Raw genomic sequence first — 20,215 nt, forward strand, 5'->3', positions numbered from 1 at the left:
GTGTCGAGGCCCGGCTCGCGCCGGGCCTCGTCGCTTGGCAGGGGGAGGCCGAGAATAGGGCTTCCTTCCTATTCTCCGCCGCCAAGCGAATGGACATAAACCGCAAGCTCCTTGACTTTGATCTCGCCGAGACGGCCGAGCCAGGCCGGCATGACACCTTCCTTTGGCCCGCGGACCTGGGCTGCGACCGCTGCCTCGCCGGCCCCATACAGCCAAATGGCGTCGGTGAGATTGGGGGCCCCAAATTCCCTGTTCCCCTCCGCGTTCTCACCATGACAGGCGACGCAATTGTCGGAAAAGACCTTGGCACCGGGTTGGATCAGACTTGCATCGGCGACCTTGCCGGAGAGGCTGACGACATATGCGCTAACCTGCTGGATCTCGTCGGCGGTGATGATGTCGCCGAAGTCGGGCATTTCTGAGAGTCGGGTGTCTGGATCGGCCGCGAAGCGTATCCCATGCGTGATTGTCTGCTGGATCTGCTCGGCCTTGCCGCCCCACAGCCAGTCGTCGTCGTTCAGGTTGGGAAAGCCCTTGGATCCTTCGGCGCCGGAGCCGTGGCACTGCATGCAGTTGACTTTGAATGCGGCGCCGCCGGCGGCGATGGCGAATTCGCGCAAGGCATCATCCGATTCGATTTCCGAGACACTTTTCGACTTCACCGCCGCGAGGTATTTGCTCTTCGCTGCTTCCGCAGCCGCCAGTTCGTTCTTGACGTCATTGCGGCTCGAATAGCCGAGAACACCCGTCGTCGCCGAATGCAGCAGTGGCCATGCCGGATAGGCGATTGTGTAACCGATCGCCCACACGATGGTGACGTAGAAGATGGTGATCCACCAACGCGGAAGCGGGTTGTTCAGCTCGCGGATGCCATCCCATTCGTGGCTGGTGGTCGAGACCCCAGAGACTTCATCGATGTGCTCCTCGCTCATGATCACTCGTCCTGAAGCGGAATTCGGGCAGCTTCGTCCGCCAACTTACGGCTGCCGGGACGCAGGACGAAGACACTTGCCCCCGCAAAGAAAAGCGCCATGGCAACCAGACCCCAGCTGTCGGCAAACTCCCGCATAAGATTGTAATTCATGGAAAACTCCTCAGCGGTAACCGGCGCCTTCGTCGTAGTTCTTAAAATCGACCAGCGTGCCGAGCATCTGCAGATACGCAACGAGCGCATCCATTTCGGTGACCTGTTGCGGGTTGCCGTCGAAGTCGCCGGTCTTGGCCTTGGGATAACGGGCCTCAAGACCTGATGTGTCGGCGTTGGGATCAGCCTGCGCCATCAGATCGGCGTTGGCGTTGGCGACCATGTCATCGCTGTAGGGGACACCGACGCGCCTGTTGGCAACCAGATGCGTCGAGAAGTCCTTCACCTCGATCGGCGTGTCTTTCAGGAACGCGTAGCTCGGCATGATCGATTCCGGGACAACGGAACGCGGATCGGAGAGATGCGCGACATGCCAGGCGTTCGAGTAGCGGTCACCGACCCGGGCCAGATCCGGCCCCGTCCGCTTCGATCCCCATTGGAAGGGGTGATCGTACATCGACTCGGCGGCCAGGCTGTAGTGGCCGTAGCGCTCGACCTCGTCGCGGAACGGCCTGATCATCTGGCTGTGGCAGAGGTAGCAGCCCTCGCGCACATAGATGTTGCGCCCGACGAGCTCGAGCGGCGAGTACGGACGCATGCCTTCCACCTTCTCGATCGTGTTGTCGAGATAGAAGAGCGGCGCGATTTCGACGATACCGCCGACAGTCACGACAAGAAGGGAGCCTACGAGAAGAAGCGTGGCGTTCTTCTCGATAATGGCATGTTTGTCGATCAAGCCCATTGGTTTGGCTCCCTGGCAGGCTGAAGGACAGGCGGGGCACCCGACATCGGCCTCTCCTCGCGTTGATGGCCGAGGATTGTCATCGCGATGTTCCAGGCCATGATCAGGGCGCCCGAGAGATACATGGCGCCGCCTATGGCGCGCATGACGTAGTAGGGGCGCATGGCAGCGACGGTCTCGGCGAAGGAGTAGACCAGGAAGCCCTGCCCGTCGTATTCGCGCCACATCAGGCCCTGCGTGATGCCGGACACCCACATGGCGGCGGCGTAGACGACGATGCCGAGCGTCGCCAGCCAGAAGTGCCAGGTAACCAGCCGCAGCGAATAGAGCCGGTTACGGTTCCAGAGCTTCGGTACCATGTAGTAGATCGCGCCGAACGAGATCATGCCGACCCAGCCGAGTGCACCGGAGTGCACGTGACCAATTGTCCAGTCGGTATAATGGGACAGCGAGTTGACCGCCTTGATAGCCATCACCGGGCCTTCGAAGGTCGACATGCCATAGAAGGCGACGGCCATCACCATCATGCGGATGATCGGGTCGGTGCGCAACTTGTCCCAGGCTCCGGACAGCGTCATCAAGCCGTTGATCATGCCGCCCCAGGACGGCATCCACAGCATGATCGAGAACACCATGCCGAGCGTCTGTGCCCAGTCGGGCAGAGCGGTGAAATGCAGGTGGTGCGGCCCGGCCCAGATGTACAGGAAGATCAGTGCCCAGAAATGGATGATCGAGAGCCGGTAGGAATAGACTGGCCGGTTCGCCTGCTTGGGCACGAAATAATACATCATGCCGAGGAAGCCGGCGGTGAGGAAGAAGCCGACGGCGTTGTGGCCGTACCACCACTGCGTCAGCGCGTCCTGGACGCCGGAAAAGGCGGAGTAACTCTTGGAACCGAGCAAAGAGACCGGCATCGAAAGGTTGTTGACCACATGCAGCATCGCGATGGTCACGATGAAGGAGAGGTAAAACCAGTTGGCGACATAGATGTGCGGCTCCTTGCGCTTCAGGATCGTGCCAAGGAACAGGATGAGGTAGGCGACCCAGACGATGGTCAGCCAGATGTCCACGTACCATTCGGGTTCGGCGTATTCGCGGCTTTCGGTGATGCCGAGCAGGTAGCCAGTCGCCGCCATGACGATGAAAAGCTGGTAGCCCCAGAAGACGAACCAGGCGAGATCGCCGCCGAACAGGCGAGCGCGGCAAGTGCGTTGCACGACGTACAATGACGTGCACAGCAGCGCGTTGCCGCCGAAGGCGAAGACGACCCCGGACGTGTGCAGCGGCCGCAAGCGGCCGAAATTGAACCAAGGCTGAACGTTGAGATCGGGGTAGGCCAGCTGCAGCGCGATAACGACGCCGACCAGCATGCCGACGACGCCCCAGAACATGGTGGCGATGGCGCCGTAGCGGATCGGACCGTCCATATAGGCGGACGGGCCGATCGGAGCGGCCGGCTTGAACTCCGAGTTGCGCAACAAGATCCCGATAAAGGCAATAAGGGCAAAAGACAGCACCCCCATATGCTGGCGGAAAGGTCCATCAATGCCGAAGCCAGCAGCCACCAGGGCTGCAAAGGCAAAAAAGCCCACCACGACGATCGCTGTGCCGAATTTCATCGCAAATCCTGATCCCGAATCGGGCGGACGCCAATCCGCTCGGCATCAATTGCGCAGCTGCCCTCTGCCCGCCCTGATCCATGTCAGGTGCCAGGTTTGTGCGGTAGAATCGAGTTCGCGAAGAGCGGACGTTGGGGCGGGCGGATGTGTCGAAGCGCGGCCTCCGCGACGTTGGAAGTAGCGCTGCTAAGGTCGCCTGGAATGGCTCGGGAAAGACGCAGTGACATCGCCGCCAGCCTTGCGGGCACGAGGACCTCAAGGATCAATGCTTCACCGGCGATCTTTCCGGAACTCTTGCCGGCTGCCTCGCTATCCGACAAGGGTCGCGGATGCTCTTGGGTCTACGCTACCGCGACGCTCGAGGCTACAGCAATACATTGTGTTCGAACGCAGCATGTCCTGCCGCGGATCGGAGTTGGCGGCGCAGCGCCCGCCGCCTGGGCTTATCCAAACTGCCGCGGCCTTCGGCCGCCGCAACGCTGCTCCAGCCGGCCGACGCTCTCCACCCTCACATGGCGCTTGTTCTCGATCCGGATCACGCCTTCAGCTCGCAGTCGAGTCAGCTGGCGGCTCACCGTCTCATTCGTCAGGCCAAGGAAATCAGAGATGTCGGCACGAGTCAGTGGCAGATCGAAGGACGCCGATATGGCGGCCGAATCAACACTGGTATCGATGTTCAGGGCGAGCATGACGAGAAAACTCGCCACCTTTTCCGATGCGGTCTTGCGCCCGAGCGTCACCATCCATTCGCGTGCTGCGTCAAGTTCGTCCAGCGCCTGCTTGAGCAGGCGATGCTCGAGTTCCGGTGATTCCTTCACCATCCGTTCGAGGGCTGCCTTGGGGAACGAACACAGCGTGACAACGGTTGCCGCTTCCGCACTGATCTCGCTTTCGACCTTGAAGGGTCGCCCCAGAAAATCCGGTGCAAACTGGAGCCCTACGATCTGCTGGCGCCCGTCCGAAAGGCTCTTCGTCAGCTTGACCACGCCTGAAAGCACATTCGAATAGCTGTTGACGGCCTCGCAGTCTCCGACCAGTTCGACTCCTGGCTCGATCTTGTGCCGCGATGAACTCCTGGCAAGCGCAGCCAAACGGTCTGGATCGAGCGCGCCGCAAATACCGCGACGCCTTCCCTCGCAAGAGCGGCAAAGAACGGGAATGCCGGAACTGTGAATGTCCTGCCGTAATGTCATGCGTTCGCTGTACCCTCTTCCAAGCACCGACAGGGTAGCAATCCAGGGTAGAAAAATCCTTGCGGCAGTTTGTCCGAGCTGCACTTGATCGAAATCAGGGCATTGGCCGGCCAACCAGTCAAGAGTTCCAGCGGTGCAAACATGGTGACTACGAGATGCAGTCGAAAGTAGCTGCTCGGATTGTCGAAAACGTCCCTCGCTATACCAGCTATCCGACCGCACCGCATTTCCACGTGGGCGTCGATGCTGCGGATTATCGTGGCTGGCTGGAGGCGCTCAGCGAGGACGATGAGATATCGCTCTACGTGCACATCCCTTTCTGCGACAGGCTTTGCTGGTTCTGTGCCTGCCACACCAAGCAGACACGCCACTATGAACCGGTGACCAGATATCTGGGATCATTGCATGCGGAGATCGCCACCGTTTCAGGTCTCGCCGGAGGCAAGGGCCGGGTGCGTGCCGTCCATTTGGGCGGCGGTTCGCCGACAATGCTCAGGCCCGACGACATGGTGGCGCTCGGGACCGCATTGCGCCACAGCTTCTCATTTCTTCCCGGCACCAGGATCAGCGTCGAAATCGAACCCAACGACATGGACGAAGCCCGCCTCGACGCACTTGCCGAAATCGGCATGACGAGGGCCAGCCTCGGGGTCCAGGATCTCGATCAGAAGGTACAGAGGGCGATCAATCGCGAGCAGACCTTCTTGCAGACCAAAACGGTTGTCGACGGCGTTCGATCGCGCGGCGTCGAATCGGTCAACCTCGACCTGCTCTACGGCTTGCCGCACCAGACGAGGGAGATCGTCTTGTCCACTGTCAGGCAGGCGCTGACGCTTGAGCCCGACCGGATCGCCCTTTTTGGATATGCCCATGTGCCATGGTTCAAGAAACATCAGACCATGATCGACCAGGCGTGGTTGCCAGGCCCGGAGGAGCGGCTTGCCCAATCGCAACTGGCAGCACGCGCCATACTCGACCAAGGATACGAACCAATCGGCCTCGACCATTTCGCCAAACCGGACGATGCGCTGGCGCTTGCCGCGCGAGCGGGGACTTTACGTCGCAACTTTCAGGGCTATACCGAGGATCGCTGCGAAACCTTGATCGGTCTCGGGCCGTCATCCATCAGCCAATTCCGGCAAGGCTATGTACAGAACATGCCTTCGACCGCCGAGTATGGCCGCATGGTGGATGACGGTGGGCTGGCTTCGGTCCGCGGGATTGCCTTCTCGAACGACGACCGCGCCCGCGGCTGGGTCATCGAGCGCCTGATGTGCGATTTCGGCTTCTCGGCAGTCGATTTGGTGGAACGCTTCGGCAAAGCCGGCCAGAAGCTCCTTCTTCGGTCGAGTACCGTGGCCCTCGACAAGTCGGTCCGACTTGAACTCGACGGCGATCGTTTCGTCGTACCGCTGGAAAGTCGTCCCTTTGTCAGATGCGTCGCTGCGAAGTTCGACAAATATCTCAAAACGGGAAAGGCCAGGCACTCCGTGGGAGTTTGAGCCAGCGAGTGCGTCGCGGTCCGCGCAGGGTCCATCATCGGTGACCTATTTGCCAGACGATGTTGCCCGCGCACACCCTTGTCTGACACGCACGGTGCGCCACAATTGCACTTGACTGACTCTCTGCTTCGGTCATTCGGAATCTGAGGCTTTCAAAGACCGCGATTCGTCTGAGATGCTGGCCGTCGCCAGACCTTCTTTTCTGGCCTTGGCAAACGCTCGGTCGCCGTCCAGAAATCCCGCCAGCATGAACGGGATGAGTTCCGCGACTGTTTCAGACTCGCCGTAGGTCTGACGATAGAGCGCAGCATAGGCCTTGAGTTCTTGGCTCAACTCCGCGCTGACGGTGATGGTAATCTTCAAAGGCGTTCGGTCTGGAAGCTTGCCAAGTTTCAAGTTGGCCATAATCACTCCCGTTCAATTTTGTATGGTCGCAGCAGGAGATCCTTGTGCACGATGACGCGCAGTGGCCAGCCTGGTCGGATCGTTATGGTGGGCTGAACGTTGAGATTTTTCTCAGTTATGCGCTGGCCGGCTCGACTGACGTTCTGCTGGGCGGATTCGCGGATCGCCTTGACCAGATCGCTTTCATTGTCTCCAAGGCTCAATTCGGTACCCACGCCAAGCGTGGTCGCAAGCGCAACCCCCTTGATCAGCTGCCAGGTGTGGAAATCCACCTTGTCCTCAAGCCCCGCATATCCGGCGGTGTCTGTCGCCGGCAGATTATCGATTTCGATCGAGGACCCGTCCGGCAGGATTATTCGCTGCCAGACCAGCAATGCGCGCTTTTGCCCAAACGCCACCACGCTGTCATAGGTGCCGATCAGCCGGGAACCTTGTGGAATGAGCAAGATGCTGCCAGTGACTGTGTCTTGCACATTCTCTGTGACCTGCGCGACGACAAGGCCGGGTAGGTCGGAATTGATCCCGGTAATGAGGCTTGCCGCGATTACGCTGCCAGCCATCAGTTGGTAGGGCGAAGCAGACGTCTGCAGCGCATGGGGATTGTAGATTCCGCTTGTGCTCCGCTGACTGACAAAATCCAGCTTGCGCTGTTGGTTGTTTTGATCGCCCTCGGCTGGCGCAACGGAAGCCGACCCGGCTGTCGCTCCGGATTGCGGCGCTTCAGGCCGCTGCTGTACACTCTCCCCGCCGTCAGCGAGATCTGTCGATCTGGGTCGATTATCGATCCGGAACAACACTTGAGACTCGCGCGCTTCGATTGCCTGCTGGGCAAGGCGTTGATCCTCGGCGGAGACCTCCTGTCCCGGCGCAATTCCGAGTTGGCGCTGCCGCTCGAGGATGGGGCGGCCGAGATCACCGGGTAGCGGCGGTCCGAGCACCGGTGCCTTCGGCTTGACGCCGGAATAGTCCCTGGGCAGGCTGTCGAGCCCCTCGGCGGTGGGCTTGTGGTCAGGATGGTAGAGGTCTTCCGCATGCTCTTTGAATCGCAATGCCGGTCCCTGAAGCGCAATGATCATGACGCCCAGAATGGCACCACATCCGGCGGCAGAGATCGCGACAATCACCCCCCGCCTGAAGCGCACAGCACCGCGGGGTGAGGCGCGCAGCTGCAGCTGGTCGGGATCGAGTTTAGGCGGCGCATTGGAGTGGGAGGTATCGGTCATGAGCCTTTTCCCCTCACCTGCCGAAACCGGCAAAGAGTGGCATCCGACGCGGCAATTGCCCGCCGTCAATCCTTGAGATGCGAACGACCTGCTGCGGCTTGGCCCCGAGGCGCAGTTCGGCCGCGGCGAACAGGCGATCGACGATGTAGTAGTTGCCACGCATGCGGTAGTTGACCAGCTGATTGCCGCCGTCGGCACCGACGATGAAGAGCGGTGGCGCCTCGCCCTGATCGATGCGCCGGGGGAATTCGATATAGACTTTGCTGCCGTCGTCAAAGGCCCGTGTCGGCCTCCAGGGCGGAGTGTCGCCGGCGATTGAATAGCGGAAGCGGATATTTTCGAGCGCAACATTCGATGCGACCGGCGTTGCAGCGTCGGCCTGAACGTTTCGCCGGGAGAGCGCAAGGATCTGGTCTTCGCTGTAAGTCCAAGAGATGGCCGCCATTGCGGTCTTGTCCGTGCTTTGGAGCTGCAAGTGATAGGTGCGTCGATCCGTGGTGATCACCAGATTTGTGGTAAGCTCGGGCGCGAACGGCTTCACCAAAACATGGGTGCGCTGACCGTCACCGGTGCCACTGACGGTGTCGCCGATGACCCAGCGGACCGTGTCCCCGGCGGACACCGCCGTCAGTTTCTCGCCCGGCTGCAGAGCGATATCGGTGACGCGCTCCGGCGCGGCAAAGAGCTGATAAAGCGCGCCATCGGTGAAGGGATAGACCTGGACCGCGTTGACATAGCCATACCTGGTTGGCTGCCGAGTTGCGGCCCTATTGGCATCGGCAACGCGTTCTTCAGGAGAGCGCTTGTCTTCGGCGAACTTGACCGGGTCAGGCTGCAACTGGCCGGGAAGCGGTAGCGGCTTTGGCACCTCGACGATTTTAACCGGTTTCTCTGGCGGCTTCTCGATCGACGCTGCTTTGAAGTCGGCAGCGTCATAGGCAATCTCGGGCGGCGGCACCGGCTTGGATGCGCAGGCGGATAGCACCGCTGCCGAGGCCGACAGGATCAGCGCGGCACGGAGCGATGGGGCTTTATTTGTCATTGGCGGGCTCCTTGGGGGAAACGGAGGTCGGCGCGGCACTGTCGAGCTCGCGCGACCAATCGATGGCGTTGATGAAGAGGCCGAGCGGATTCTTGCGCAGTTGGTCTGTATTGTTGGGCGGGCGGATCATGATGGTGAGGATCGCCGTCCAGCGGGTCGTGCTGGCAAGGCTGCCGCGCTCAAAGACCTGCTCGGTCCATTTGACCTGGAACGAGCTGCCGGAAGCCCGCACCACGCTGGTCACCTGGACGGACACGCTTCGCGTTCCGATCTGACCGAAAGGATCGTTCGCCTTGGCATATTCGTTGAGGAAGAGCGCGGCGCGGTCACTGGCAAAGTCATAGGCGGCCAACCAGTTCTGCCGCACCAACACCGGATCGGTGGAAACGGAACGGATATTCTGAATGAAACGGCCAAGATGCCAGGCGATCTGGGCGTCCGTCGGCTCGTAGTCCCGGATTGCCGAGGCTACGGCGCGCGCCTCGCCGAAGCGGTCGACCTCGACGACGTAGGGCACCACCCGGCTCTGCATTGACTGCCAAACGAACCCGCCGGAGAGCCCGGTCGCCAATGCCAGGCAGCCAAGAGCCATCAGCCGCCAGTTGCGGGCCTGCACCCGCGATGAGCCGATGCGCTCATCCCAAAGCTGGCCCGCCTTCTGGTACGGTGTGATGGGCTCGGGTGTCTTGCCGTAGCGTTGAACGGATCGCTTGAACAGCATCTAGTCGTCCTTGTCGTTGAGAGAGGGATTGGCGCTACCGCCCGGTCTGTCACCATCGCGCACGGCCTGCATGGTGGCGTGGCGGTGGGCTCGCGCAGACTGCTGGGAACGCAGGCGCCTGGCCCAGCTAGGGGCAGCATCGGTGGTCGGACCCGAAGGAGTTTCGGTCATCGAGGCGATGGGAGACCCGCCGGTCGCGGTCCATGCGGCCTGGCGCCCGGCATCAGCGCTGCGCCCGACGGTTTCCGCGGCAGATCGTGCCGCTCGCACAGCGGCGCCGCTGGCAGCACCTGCCACGCCCTGCATCCCGGCAGCCACACCGGACAGGCCGGAGTCAGGCGAGGTTGCGCGTCCTAGTTGCCAGGCAGAGGAAGCTGCCGAACCGATCGTGGTGCCGGCGCGAATTGCGGCAAGCCCGCCATCAGCTGCCATGCGCACCCCAGCGATCGCAGCGCCTCCCGCAATGAGTGACGCACCGGCGGCGGCCGCGGCCGTACCCAGTGCAGCGCCCGCACCAAGCTGCGGGGCACCCGAGACGAGACCGGACGCTATTCCAGGCCCGAAAATACCTAGCCCAAGCAGCGCCAGCGCGCCCAACACCTGTGACATGGCGGCGGCCAAATCCGGCTCCTTGCCTTGCAGCGCCGAAGCGAACTCGCCGAACAGCGTGGACCCGACACCGACAATGACCGCAAGCACCATCACCTTGATGCCCGACGAGATCACGTTGCCGAGCACGCGCTCGGCCAGGAACGCCGACCTGCTCCAGACTGCGAAGGGCACCAGAACGAAGCCGGCGAGAGTGGTGAGCTTGAACTCCAGAATGGTGATGAAGAGCTGGATGGAAAGAATGAAGAAGGCAATGATGACCAGGAACCAGGCCACGAGCAGCACGAAAATGGTGAGCGCGTTGCCGAAGATTTCGGGAAAGCCAAGAAGCTGGCTCGCCTGATCCAGCAGCGGCCACGCGCCCTCGAAGCCTGTGGCAGCAATACGTCCGGGCCGCAGGAGACTGTCGGACGACAGATTGGCGGCCGAAGCGCTGATGCCCAGCCCTGCGAAGGAGCGGTATATAATGTCGGCGAGATTCTTGAAATTGTTCAGGATGAAAGCGAAGACGCCGACATAGAGCACCTTGCGGATGAAGCGGCCGAGAATGTTGGGCTCGCCGGCGAATGCCCAAGCGAGCCCGGCTAACGTGATGTCGATGCCGATCAGGGTCGTGGTGAGGAAGGCGACATCGCCCGACAGCAGACCAAACCCGCTGTCAATATAGCGGATGAAAGTCTCCATGAAGCGATCGATGACCCCGAGGTCGTTCATTGCGCCTTCCTCGTGCCAGAAATGGTGATCAGTTGCCGGGATAGGCCGTGCCGGTGCCGAGGAAACGCTTTGTCGTCTGGCGCGCGGCTTCTTCGGACTGCGCTTTGCGAGCCGCATCCTCGGCCTCAGCGCGAAACTGCGTCGCGAGCAGCGTCTGGATCTGCATCTGCTGCTTGGTTGAGAGCGCGATCAGTTGGTTGGTGGCCTGGCTTGCCTCAAGCGCACCGGCAGCACCCTGGCTGCGGTTGACGAGATCAGCAAGCAGGTCGCGATCGCCGCGGACGTTGTCGAGGATTTGCGACTGGACACCCATCGTCTGCCGGAACGCCTGCATGGCGCTCTGCCAGCGCTCGCGTGCTGCGCTTGCCACATCGCTGACCTTGATCGTGGCGTCGTAGCTTTCGGGATATTGATTGCGCCACTGGTCCTGCAGCTTGCCCAGATCAAAACTCAGACCACTCGCCTGGTCCATGAGCCCGTCGATCCGCTGCAGCGAACCGGTGAGCTGGCCCACCGAAGAAAAATCCAGCCTCTGAAGGTTGCGCGCCATGTTTTGTAGCATGGTCGCCTGGTTCTGGAGCGACTGTATCTGGTTATTGATCTGCTCCAGTGAGCGTGCCGCCGTCAGCACATTCTGGGTGTAGTTCGAGGGATCGAAGACAATGAGCGCGTAGGCTGGCTGGACATAGTCGGCCATCGGTTTGGCCATCAGGGAAAGGGTGATCAGGCCGGAAAGGAAACGGCGCCGCATCATGACGATTACTCCATGTCTGGTTGAGGGAATTGGCGGAGAAGCTCGGCGGCCCAATAGAGCCCGCGGGCATTCACGAAATGAAAGGCAAAGCCGTCCTGTCCGTGTTCCGACAGGATCCTGTCGATCTGGGTCTGGCTGGCCGGATCGGAGGCGCCGCATAGCGCAAGCGCGATTGGGCCCAAGCCCAGCTGAAACAGCCGGTTGCCGCGGCGCGATTGCAGATAATATTGCCGCTTCGGCGTGGCGCGCGCGACAAGCTCGATCTGCCGCTCGTTCAGGCCGAAACGCTCGTAGGCTTCCCGTGCCTGTGGTTCCACGGCACGGTCATTGGGAAGAAAGATGCGCTGTGGGCAGCTCTCGATGATGGCCGGTGCGATTGCAGAGCCAGCGACGTCGGCCAGTGACTGCGTGGCGAAAATGACCGAGACGTTCTTCTTGCGCAGCACCTTCAGCCATTCGCGTATACGCCCCGCAAAGAGCGGATTGTCGAGATAGAGCCAGGCCTCGTCGAGCATGAGCAATGTCGGTCGTCCATCGAACCGCGCCTCGAGGCGATGGAAAAGATAGGTGAGCACCGGCAGCACAGCGCCTTGGCTGTGCATCAGCTCTTCGGTCTCGAAGCACTGCACATCCGACAAGGCCAGCCGATCGTCATCCGCGTCCAGCAACCGGCCGAAGGGCCCGTCGAGCGTGTAGGGCATCAAAGCGGACTTCAGCGCGTTGGACTGAAGCAAGACCGACAGGCCGGTGAGTGTGCGTTCCTGCGCCGGCGCCGTTGCAAGACTGGTGAGTGCCGACCAGATTGCCTCTTTCGCCTCCGGGGTGACGGTGACGTTCTCATGGGCGATCAGCCCGGCGATCCATTCGGCTGCCCAGCTGCGGATCGCCGGATCGTCAATCTTGCGCAGCGGCTGGAAGGCAAGCGCACCGTGCGCGCGCAGCGCGTGATGCTCGCCACCCATGGCAAGAATTGCGGCCCGGGCTGAATTGCCTTTGTCGAAGACATAGACCTGCGCGCCGGCATAGCGTCGGAACTGCAGAGCGAAGAGGGCAACGAGAACCGATTTGCCGGCGCCGGTCGGTCCGACGATCAGCATGTGGCCGACATCGTCGACGTGGGTGGAAAGCCGGAACGGTGTCGACCCGCTGGTTGAGGCGAACAGAAGCGGCGGGGCCTCTGCCTGTGTAACTTTGGCGAGATGCTCGTTCGCCGCCGGGCCGGCCCACACCGAGGAAAGCGGCATCAAGTGGGCGAGGTTCAATGTGTGAACGAGCGGCTGACGGACATTGGCATAGACATGGCCGGGCAACGAGCCGAGCCAGGCCTCGACCGCATTCACGCCTTCACGGATCGTGGCGAAGCCGAGGCCATTGACGACGCGCTCGACCGCGCGGAGTTTCCCCGCAGCGGCTTGATGGTCCTCGTCCCAAACCGTCACCGTCGTCGTCAGATAGCCGAACCCGACATGATCGCCGCCTAACGCCTGGAGTGCGGCGTCGGCATCGAGCGCCTTGTTTTCGGCATCGGTGTCGACGAGCGGGACGGGTTCGCTGGTCACCACCTCGCGCAGGATGGCCACGATCGATTTGCGCTTGGCAAACCACTGCCGCCGCAACCGCGTCAGCGTCCTGGTGGCCTCGGTCTTGTCCAGCGGAATGAAGCGCGTCATCCAGCGGTAGGGGAAATCCTGATGGTTGAGCGCGTCGAGAATTCCGGGCCGTGTGACATTCGGAAAACCGAGGATTGTGAGCGTGCGCAGATGGTGGTTGCCAAGCATCGGCTCCAAGCCGCCGGTAAGCGGCGCATCGACCAGGATGCCGTCGAGATAGATCGGCGTTTCCGGCGCGGCGACTGGATGGCGGCGGGTGGAGATCGTGCCGTGGAGGTAAGTCAGCGTCTCGGCATCATCGAGTGCGCGTATTTCGGGCATGAAGCCTGACAGGAGATCCAGCACGCGACCGGTCTCGTCCCGGAACCGCGTGAGTTCCTGGCGCCACTCTCTCTCGCCTCCGGAATGATGCGAGTCGACCAGAGCGCTTTGCGCCCGCGCCTGGCTGTCCGGCGGCGGCATGAATGTCAGCGTCAGGTGATAGCGGCTCTCGTAGTGCGCGACCTTGCCTTGAAAGGCCGCGCGCCGTTCTTCATCGACCAACCATGACGCAGCGTCGGGGAAACGCGAGCTTGGGTAGCCCAGCGCCTCGATGCGCTCGGCTTCGAAGAACAATGCCCAGCCGGAGCCGAGCCGTCTGAGCGCATTGTTGGCCCGCGCGCAGATGCCGATGAGTTCGGCTTCTGTTGCACTCTCGAGATCAGGCCCGCGAAATCCAAATGAGCGCTGGAAACTTCCGTCCTTGTTGAGCACGATGCCCGGTGCCACCAGTGCGGCCCAAGGCAGATGATCGGCAAGTCGGTCGGCCTTGCCCCGATATTCGGAGAGATTCAGCATGCGAGCCACCCCTTCAGGCGAAGATGGCGGACGAGCACGCTGGCGAAATCGGGGTCGCGGCGGGCCGCGAAGACAGCCACGGTGTGCGCGCAGGTCCACAGCACCAATCCGGCAATCCACTGCTGCAACCCCAGCCCGACGGCCGCGGCGACGGTGCCACTGAGGATGGCCACCGCTCGCGGCGCGCCGCCGAGCAAGATTGGTTCGGTCAGTGCCCGGTGAACCGGAACCTCAAAGCCCTCGATATGGTGCTCTCTGGCGAACATCAGACGAGTGCCCCGCCGCCAAAGGAGAAGAAGGAGAGGAAGAAGCTCGATGCGGCAAAGGCGATCGACAGGCCGAAGACAATCTGGATGAGCCGACGGAACCCACCTGCCGTGTCCCCGAAGGCGAGTGTCAGGCCGGTGCTGATGATGATGATGACCGCGATGATCTTGGCGACCGGCCCCTGCACTGATTCCAAGATCTGCTGCAGCGGCTGCTCCCAGGGCATTCCGGAGCCGGCGGCGTATGCCGGAAACGTGAGAAGAAACGCGAGCGTGGTGGCCCAGAGAAAGCGAGGCTTCTTGCGCATGAAGTGACCTTTCAGAGTTGCTGGAGTTGCGGAAGCGTGAGCTGGGTGACGGCGTAGTCGCCACTGCCGTCGAGGCCAGTGACCTCGGCGATCGTCTCGATGCGGCGCGAGGATCCGCGGCCGGCGATGAAGACGATCAGGTCTATCGCCTCGGCGATGAGCCGGCGGGGAACGGTGACCACGGCTTCCTGTGCGAGCTGCTCGATGCGGTAGAGGGCGGACCGCGCCGAGTTCGCGTGAACGGTGGCGATGCCGCCTGGGTGACCAGTGTTCCATGCCTTCAGCATGTCGAGCGCTTCCGCGCCTCTGATCTCGCCGACGATGATGCGATCGGGTCTGAGGCGCAGTGTCGAACGCACGAGATCGGCGAGCGTGACAGAACCACGCCTGGTCCTCAGCGCAACGCAGTCTTTTGCTGCACATTGAAGTTCGCGCGTATCCTCGATCAGGATCACCCGCTCGTGGCAGTCGGCGACCACGGCTAGCAGCGCATTGGCAAGGGTTGTCTTGCCCGATGAGGTGCCGCCCGCGACCAGGATGTTGCGCTGCTCGCGGACGGCTTTCTTCAACGCGTCAGCCTGCAGCGGCAGCATGACCCCGTCGGCGACATAATCGGCCAGGCTGTAGAGCTTTGCGGCGGGCTTGCGAATAGCAAAGCATGGCGCCAACACCACAGGTGGCAGCAGGCCTTCGAACCGCTCGCCCGAGGGCAGTTCGGCGCTGACGATCGGATTATCCGCATGCGCTTCGGCGCGCACGTGGGAAGCGACGAGGCGGACAATGCGCTCCGCCTCGGTAGGATGGATGTGTACGCCTGTGTCGACCAGGCCCTCTCCGAGCCGATCGATCCGCAGTGCTCCGTCGGGATTGACCATCACCTCGATGATCGATGGGTCTGAAAGCGCTTTGGTGATCGCCGGACCCATGGCGGTGCGCAGCATCGCACGGCGGCGATGGTCGGCTTCCGGATGAGAGTTCACCCTTCCCCTCCCCCGCCATTGCCTTTGTCAAGCGACCGCTTCCCGGAAGCGATCTGCCGGCCGACCTGCTCGACAAATTTGTCGAAGCGCTCCTGGCCGATGGCCTGCGTTACCCTGTCCGGGGCCGGCGTGTGGGCGTGAAGCGTGATCGAGAAGCGGATGAAGAGCGCCAGGCTCTCCATCGTCATCTCGGCGTCGCGCCTGACATGAGCGAGGTCGCGAGAAAGACGGTCGAGCCTTACCCCGTATCGTTGGTCGAGCTCGTTCTCGCCACGCCGCTCGATGAAGGCTTCTACTGCCTTGGCGACGATCGCCGATTTGGTGGTCGAAGGATCACGACTGAGTTTGTCCAGCTTCTCGCTTAACTCGAACTCAAGCAGAAATTGGTGACGAATGCGGCGGGGCTTCATGTGGCTTGTTCCAACTGCCAGCGCTGCCCGCCGGCACGGGAACAAGCATCCGCCAGATGCCCAAAAACGCTTATCGCCCTTATCTACGCTGAGGTACGCCGTCAGGAAGCAGCGTTCAGAAGCCGGGCACGATGTCCTTGTCGTCGCCCCTTCCCTCATTGATGCCGTAGGCGCGGGCCGCCGTCGAAATCCGATCCATGACACGTTTGTCGGCGACCGGCTCGCTATCATCGTCAACAGACTTGAAGAGATCGTCCTGCTCAGCTTCTGGAGAAAGCACGACTTGATCTTCCGCTAGAGCTGGATGGCGCTGCTGCTGGACGCCGCCCTCGTCCCCGATCGCCGCGTCGGCAATTTCGTCGCCCGCAGCCAGACGACCGTCAACGCCGCGCACCCGTCCAGTCCAGTCATCCGTGCGCGAAGCCGGACGGTCCGCGTAAGGGCTGTCCCGCAGCACCGGGGAAGGTAGCACGCGTTCGGTAAAATTCCAGTCCTCATAATAGCGCAGCTTCTGGGCGCGCAACGGCGGCAGCCCTGAAATCAGCACCAGCTCGTCGGTTTGGGGCAGCTGCATCACCTCGCCAGGAGTGAGCAGCGGTCGGGCCGTTTCCTGCCGGCTGACCATGACGTGCGACAGCCAGGGCGCCAGCCGGTGGCCGGCATAGTTGCGCATCGATCTAAGCTCCGTTGCGGTGCCGAGCGCATCCGAAATGCGCTTGGCGGTGCGTTCGTCATTGGAGGAAAAGGCAATACGCACGTGGCAGTTGTCGAGAATGGCACTGTTCTCGCCATAGGCCTTGGATATCTGGTTCAATGATTGCGCGATCAGGTATGCGCGAATGCCATAGCCGGCCATGAAGGCGAGCGCGGTCTCGAAGAAATCTAACCGCCCGAGCGCCGGGAATTCGTCGAGCATCATGAGGAGTCGATGTTTGCGACTCCTGCTTGGATCGCCCTCAAGGCGCTCGGTCAGGCGTCTGCCGATCTGGTTCAGGATCAGGCGCACCAAGGGCTTGGTGCGCGAGATGTCCGACGGCGGCACGACCAGGTAGAGCGATATCGGTCGCTCGGCATCCATGAGATCGACAATGCGCCAGTCGCAGGTCGATGTTGCCGCCGCGACCGTCGGGTCGCGATAGAGCCCGAGAAATGACATGGCGGTCGACAAAACACCCGAACGCTCGTTTTCCGATTTGTTCAGCAGCTCACGTGCCGCCGAGGCCACGACCGGATGGACCTCAGGCTTGTCGGGCGTGCCCAGGTGGTTGGTGGTCATCATCCGCTGCAGCGTCGCGGAAAAGGAACGTTGCGGGTCCGACAGGAAAGTGGCCACGCGGGCAAGCGTCTTTTCCTCTTCGGCATAGAGCACGTGCAAAACGGCGCCGACGAGGAGGGAATGACTTGTCTTTTCCCAGTGATTCCGGCGGTCCAGCGCGCCTTCCGGATCTACCAGGATGTCGGCGATGTTCTGAACATCGCGGACCTCTTGTGGACCCTTTCGTACCTCAAGCAGCGGGTTATAGCGCGCCGACCTAGGATCCGTCGGATTGAATAGAAGGCAATAGGAGAATTTCGACCGCCAGCCGGAGGTCAACTGCCAATTCTCGCCTTTGATATCATGAATGACCGCCGAACCGGTCCAGGACAGAAGAGTTGGAACAACCAGTCCGACGCCCTTGCCTGAACGTGTTGGGGCAAAGGCCATGACGTGCTCGGGCCCGTCATGTCGCAGATAGCGATCCTTCAGCTTGCCTAGGAAAACCCCGGCCGGCCGAAACAGCCCTGCCGTCACGATCTCCTGAGTCGTTGCCCACCTTGACGAGCCATAGGTCGTCACCGATCCGAGCTGTCGCGCGCGCCACAGCGAACCGCCGATGGCGGCGGCACAGCCCACGAACCCACTCGCGCCGGCGAGCGCACCGGCCTTATCGAAGACCTCGGGCGCATAGGCGTCAAAATGGTACCACCATTCAAACAGTTTCCACGGCTTGTAGATCGGCCAGCCAGCCGCAACAAACCACGGCGCGCCGAGTGGCGGCTGATGGCCCAGCATGTGCGCGCACCACTGCGTGGCCGTCCACACGCCGAGCATGACGATTGCGAATACGACGACGATCTGCCCAATCAGCAACTTCGTGGGCGTCATTGGCTTGCTCCGCTGTTTCGAACACCGGGGCAAGCATCGCGCGCCGCGATGTGAACTGAAATGCACACTACGCACGACCAGGTGCGACGAGGAGCAGCGCCGGGCTCGTCACAAGGATTAGCCGGAGCTATTAAGGCCTCGACGATAACGTCCGACTGCTCGTTCAGCCGAAGTGCATTTCTATCGAAGGGCCGTGACCATCATTCGACGGTAACCGATTTTGCGAGATTGCGCGGCTGGTCGACATCTTTGCCCATCAAGACCGCCGTGTGATACGCAAGAAGCTGTATCGGCAGCGCAAAGATCATTGGCGCGATAATTTCGTCGACTACCGGCAGCACGATCGTGTGCATCGTGTCGAGTTTCGAAGCAGCGGCCCCTTTCTCATCCGTGATGAGGATAATCCGACCGCCTCTGGCGGCCGCTTCCTGCATGTTCGAGACGGTCTTGTCGAAAAAGCGATCATGTGGCGCGATGACGATCACTGGCATGTTTTCGTCGACCAGTGCGAGCGGACCATGCTTCAATTCACCAGCCGCATATCCCTCGGCATGGATGTAGGATATCTCCTTGAGCTTCAGCGCACCTTCCATTGCCAGTGGGAAACTGGTGCCGCGGCCGATATACAGGACGTCATGACATTTTGACAGTTCGCGCGATAGGAGCTCGACATCTGGCTTGATGCTGTTCAGGACCCGGCCCATGACGCCCGGCATTTCGGCAAGACTCGTGACGAGCGCCTTTGCCTCATCTTGCGTTGCCGTTCCACGGGCCCTGGCAGCGCCAATGGCGAGTGTGGCTAGAGCCACAAGCTGGCAGGTGAACGCCTTGGTGGAGGCAACGCCGATCTCCGGGCCGGCGAAGATCGGGAAGACGGCGTCGGCCTCCCGCGCAATGCTCGATTCCCGGCTGTTGACGACAGCGCCGGTCTTCAGCCCACGCGCCTTGCAGTATCTCAGGGATGCGAGCGTGTCCGCGGTTTCACCGGACTGCGAAATGAAAAGAGCCGCCGACTGCGGCGGCAACGGGATCTCCCGGTAGCGGAATTCGGACGCGACGTCGATTTCGACCGGCAGGCGCGCATAGCGCTCGAACCAGTATTTTGCGATAAGTCCAGCCAGATAGGCGGTGCCGCAAGCCGAGATCGCCAGGCTCGGGATGCCGGCGAAATCCATGCAAGACGTCGTGTCGGCGCGATTCCCTTCGAAGCTGGTGTGATAACCGAGCGCACGGGCGACAACCTCGGGCTGCTCATGAATTTCCTTCTCCATGAAATGGCGATACTTGCCCTTATCGGCCAGATATGCCCCGGCAAGGGAAGTCTGGCGCGGACGCTCGACGGGATGGCCATCGAAATTGAAGATATCGACTCCTGTCTTGCCGATAACGGCCCAGTCGCCGTCGACGAGATACGTGACCGCATTTGTGAAGGGAGCAAGCGCGATCGCGTCGGAGCCCAGGAACATCTCGCCGTCGCCATGACCGATCGCCAATGGGGGTCCATTGCGCGCCGCCATGATGGTGGACGGATCATCCTCAAAGAGAACAGCAAGCGCGTACGCACCCCTGACGCGCTTCAGCATGGCATGCATTGCCTCACCCCTCCCCATGCCCTCACGGCGGTATCGTGCCAAGAGATGTACGACAACCTCGGTGTCGGTATCGGTCTGGAACTCGGCGCCCGCCGCCGCCAGTTCATCCTTCAATTCGGCGAAATTCTCGATGATGCCGTTGTGAACCACGGCCACACCCTCGGCAATGTGCGGGTGGGCGTTGCGCTCGGTGGGTGCGCCATGGGTCGCCCAACGTGTATGTGCGATGCCGACGATGCCACTCAGCGGCTCTTCCTTCAATCTTTTCTCGAGATTGACAAGCTTGCCCTTCGCGCGCCGGGAGTGCAACGAGCCCTCGCAAAGGGTGGCAAGGCCGGCTGAGTCATAGCCGCGATATTCGAGCCGCTTCAACGCGTCGACCAACCGCTCCGACACCGGCTGATGCCCAACGATGCCAACAATCCCGCACATGATCGTCTCCGAATTCTTCCCGATAG

At 61.6% G+C, this 20,215-nt stretch carries 19 protein-coding genes; 1 reads left to right on the plus strand and 18 read right to left on the minus strand.

The features are described from left to right. Window positions 1-68: 68 nt before the first annotated feature. The 5 genes from ccoP to MESAU_RS27125 form a co-directional block, all read right to left on the minus strand. Window positions 69-932 carry a cytochrome-c oxidase, cbb3-type subunit III gene (ccoP, locus tag MESAU_RS27105; protein WP_013533255.1) on the minus strand — a complete coding sequence of 288 codons (864 nt, stop codon included), beginning with the start codon at window positions 930-932 and terminating at the stop codon, window positions 69-71. Between the two features lie 2 nt (window positions 933-934). After that, entirely contained in the window at window positions 935-1,084 is a 150-nt protein-coding gene (locus MESAU_RS27110; protein ID WP_013533256.1) for a CcoQ/FixQ family Cbb3-type cytochrome c oxidase assembly chaperone, read from the minus strand. Between the two features lie 10 nt (window positions 1,085-1,094). Further along, a complete protein-coding gene (gene ccoO / locus MESAU_RS27115) occupies window positions 1,095-1,826 on the minus strand; it encodes a cytochrome-c oxidase, cbb3-type subunit II (protein WP_013533257.1) in 732 nt (243 codons plus the stop codon). Beyond that, window positions 1,817-3,445: a cytochrome-c oxidase, cbb3-type subunit I gene (ccoN, locus tag MESAU_RS27120; protein ID WP_013533258.1), complete on the minus strand. Its 1,629-nt coding sequence runs from the start codon at window positions 3,443-3,445 to the stop codon at window positions 1,817-1,819. Before ccoN ends, ccoO begins: the two co-directional genes overlap by 10 nt. Before the next feature lie 443 nt (window positions 3,446-3,888). Further along, window positions 3,889-4,638, minus strand: coding sequence for a Crp/Fnr family transcriptional regulator (locus MESAU_RS27125; RefSeq protein WP_013533259.1), 750 nt, complete (start codon window positions 4,636-4,638; stop codon window positions 3,889-3,891). A gap of 155 nt (window positions 4,639-4,793) precedes the next feature. Between MESAU_RS27125 and hemN the strand changes: the two genes are divergently transcribed. Further along, entirely contained in the window at window positions 4,794-6,140 is a 1,347-nt protein-coding gene (gene hemN, locus MESAU_RS27130; protein ID WP_013533260.1) for an oxygen-independent coproporphyrinogen III oxidase, read from the plus strand. 132 nt (window positions 6,141-6,272) lie between these two features. Here the strand turns inward: hemN and MESAU_RS27135 are convergent, their stop codons facing one another. The 13 genes from MESAU_RS27135 to glmS all read right to left on the minus strand — a co-directional run bounded on the left by MESAU_RS27135 (window position 6,273) and on the right by glmS (window position 20,189). Beyond that, window positions 6,273-6,545, minus strand: coding sequence for a DUF2274 domain-containing protein (locus tag MESAU_RS27135; RefSeq protein ID WP_013533261.1), 273 nt, complete (start codon window positions 6,543-6,545; stop codon window positions 6,273-6,275). Between the two features lie 2 nt (window positions 6,546-6,547). Then, complete coding sequence (locus MESAU_RS27140) at window positions 6,548-7,768, minus strand: TraB/TrbI/VirB10 family type IV secretion system protein (protein WP_013533262.1); 1,221 nt, start codon at window positions 7,766-7,768, stop codon at window positions 6,548-6,550. Between the two features lie 13 nt (window positions 7,769-7,781). Further along, on the minus strand, window positions 7,782-8,810 hold the full coding sequence (gene trbG / locus MESAU_RS27145; protein ID WP_013533263.1) for a P-type conjugative transfer protein TrbG: 1,029 nt from the start codon (window positions 8,808-8,810) through the stop codon (window positions 7,782-7,784). Next, window positions 8,800-9,531: a conjugal transfer protein TrbF gene (gene trbF, locus MESAU_RS27150; RefSeq protein WP_013533264.1), complete on the minus strand. Its 732-nt coding sequence runs from the start codon at window positions 9,529-9,531 to the stop codon at window positions 8,800-8,802. Before trbF ends, trbG begins: the two co-directional genes overlap by 11 nt. After that, entirely contained in the window at window positions 9,532-10,854 is a 1,323-nt protein-coding gene (gene trbL, locus MESAU_RS27155; protein WP_013533265.1) for a P-type conjugative transfer protein TrbL, read from the minus strand. A 28-nt stretch (window positions 10,855-10,882) separates the two neighbouring features. Next, entirely contained in the window at window positions 10,883-11,608 is a 726-nt protein-coding gene (gene trbJ, locus MESAU_RS27160) for a P-type conjugative transfer protein TrbJ (protein WP_013533266.1), read from the minus strand. A 5-nt stretch (window positions 11,609-11,613) separates the two neighbouring features. Next, window positions 11,614-14,055 carry a conjugal transfer protein TrbE gene (trbE, locus tag MESAU_RS27165; RefSeq protein WP_013533267.1) on the minus strand — a complete coding sequence of 814 codons (2,442 nt, stop codon included), beginning with the start codon at window positions 14,053-14,055 and terminating at the stop codon, window positions 11,614-11,616. Next, a complete protein-coding gene (locus MESAU_RS27170) occupies window positions 14,049-14,321 on the minus strand; it encodes a VirB3 family type IV secretion system protein (protein WP_013533268.1) in 273 nt (90 codons plus the stop codon). The genes trbE and MESAU_RS27170 overlap by 7 nt, the downstream gene beginning before the upstream one ends. After that, a complete protein-coding gene (locus MESAU_RS27175) occupies window positions 14,321-14,629 on the minus strand; it encodes a TrbC/VirB2 family type IV secretion system protein (RefSeq protein WP_013533269.1) in 309 nt (102 codons plus the stop codon). The genes MESAU_RS27170 and MESAU_RS27175 overlap by 1 nt, the downstream gene beginning before the upstream one ends. 11 nt (window positions 14,630-14,640) lie before the next feature. Continuing rightward, complete coding sequence (trbB, locus tag MESAU_RS27180) at window positions 14,641-15,609, minus strand: P-type conjugative transfer ATPase TrbB (RefSeq protein WP_013533270.1); 969 nt, start codon at window positions 15,607-15,609, stop codon at window positions 14,641-14,643. Beyond that, entirely contained in the window at window positions 15,606-16,019 is a 414-nt protein-coding gene (locus MESAU_RS27185; RefSeq protein WP_013533271.1) for a CopG family transcriptional regulator, read from the minus strand. The genes trbB and MESAU_RS27185 overlap by 4 nt, the downstream gene beginning before the upstream one ends. A gap of 115 nt (window positions 16,020-16,134) precedes the next feature. Then, complete coding sequence (locus MESAU_RS27190) at window positions 16,135-18,165, minus strand: conjugal transfer protein TraG (RefSeq protein WP_013533272.1); 2,031 nt, start codon at window positions 18,163-18,165, stop codon at window positions 16,135-16,137. A gap of 200 nt (window positions 18,166-18,365) precedes the next feature. Next, on the minus strand, window positions 18,366-20,189 hold the full coding sequence (gene glmS, locus MESAU_RS27195) for a glutamine--fructose-6-phosphate transaminase (isomerizing) (RefSeq protein WP_013533273.1): 1,824 nt from the start codon (window positions 20,187-20,189) through the stop codon (window positions 18,366-18,368). Between the last annotated feature and the right edge of the window lie 26 nt (window positions 20,190-20,215).

Origin of the sequence: Mesorhizobium australicum WSM2073, assembly GCF_000230995.2 — a bacterium.
In the GTDB taxonomy this organism is placed as follows: domain Bacteria; phylum Pseudomonadota; class Alphaproteobacteria; order Rhizobiales; family Rhizobiaceae; genus Mesorhizobium; species Mesorhizobium australicum.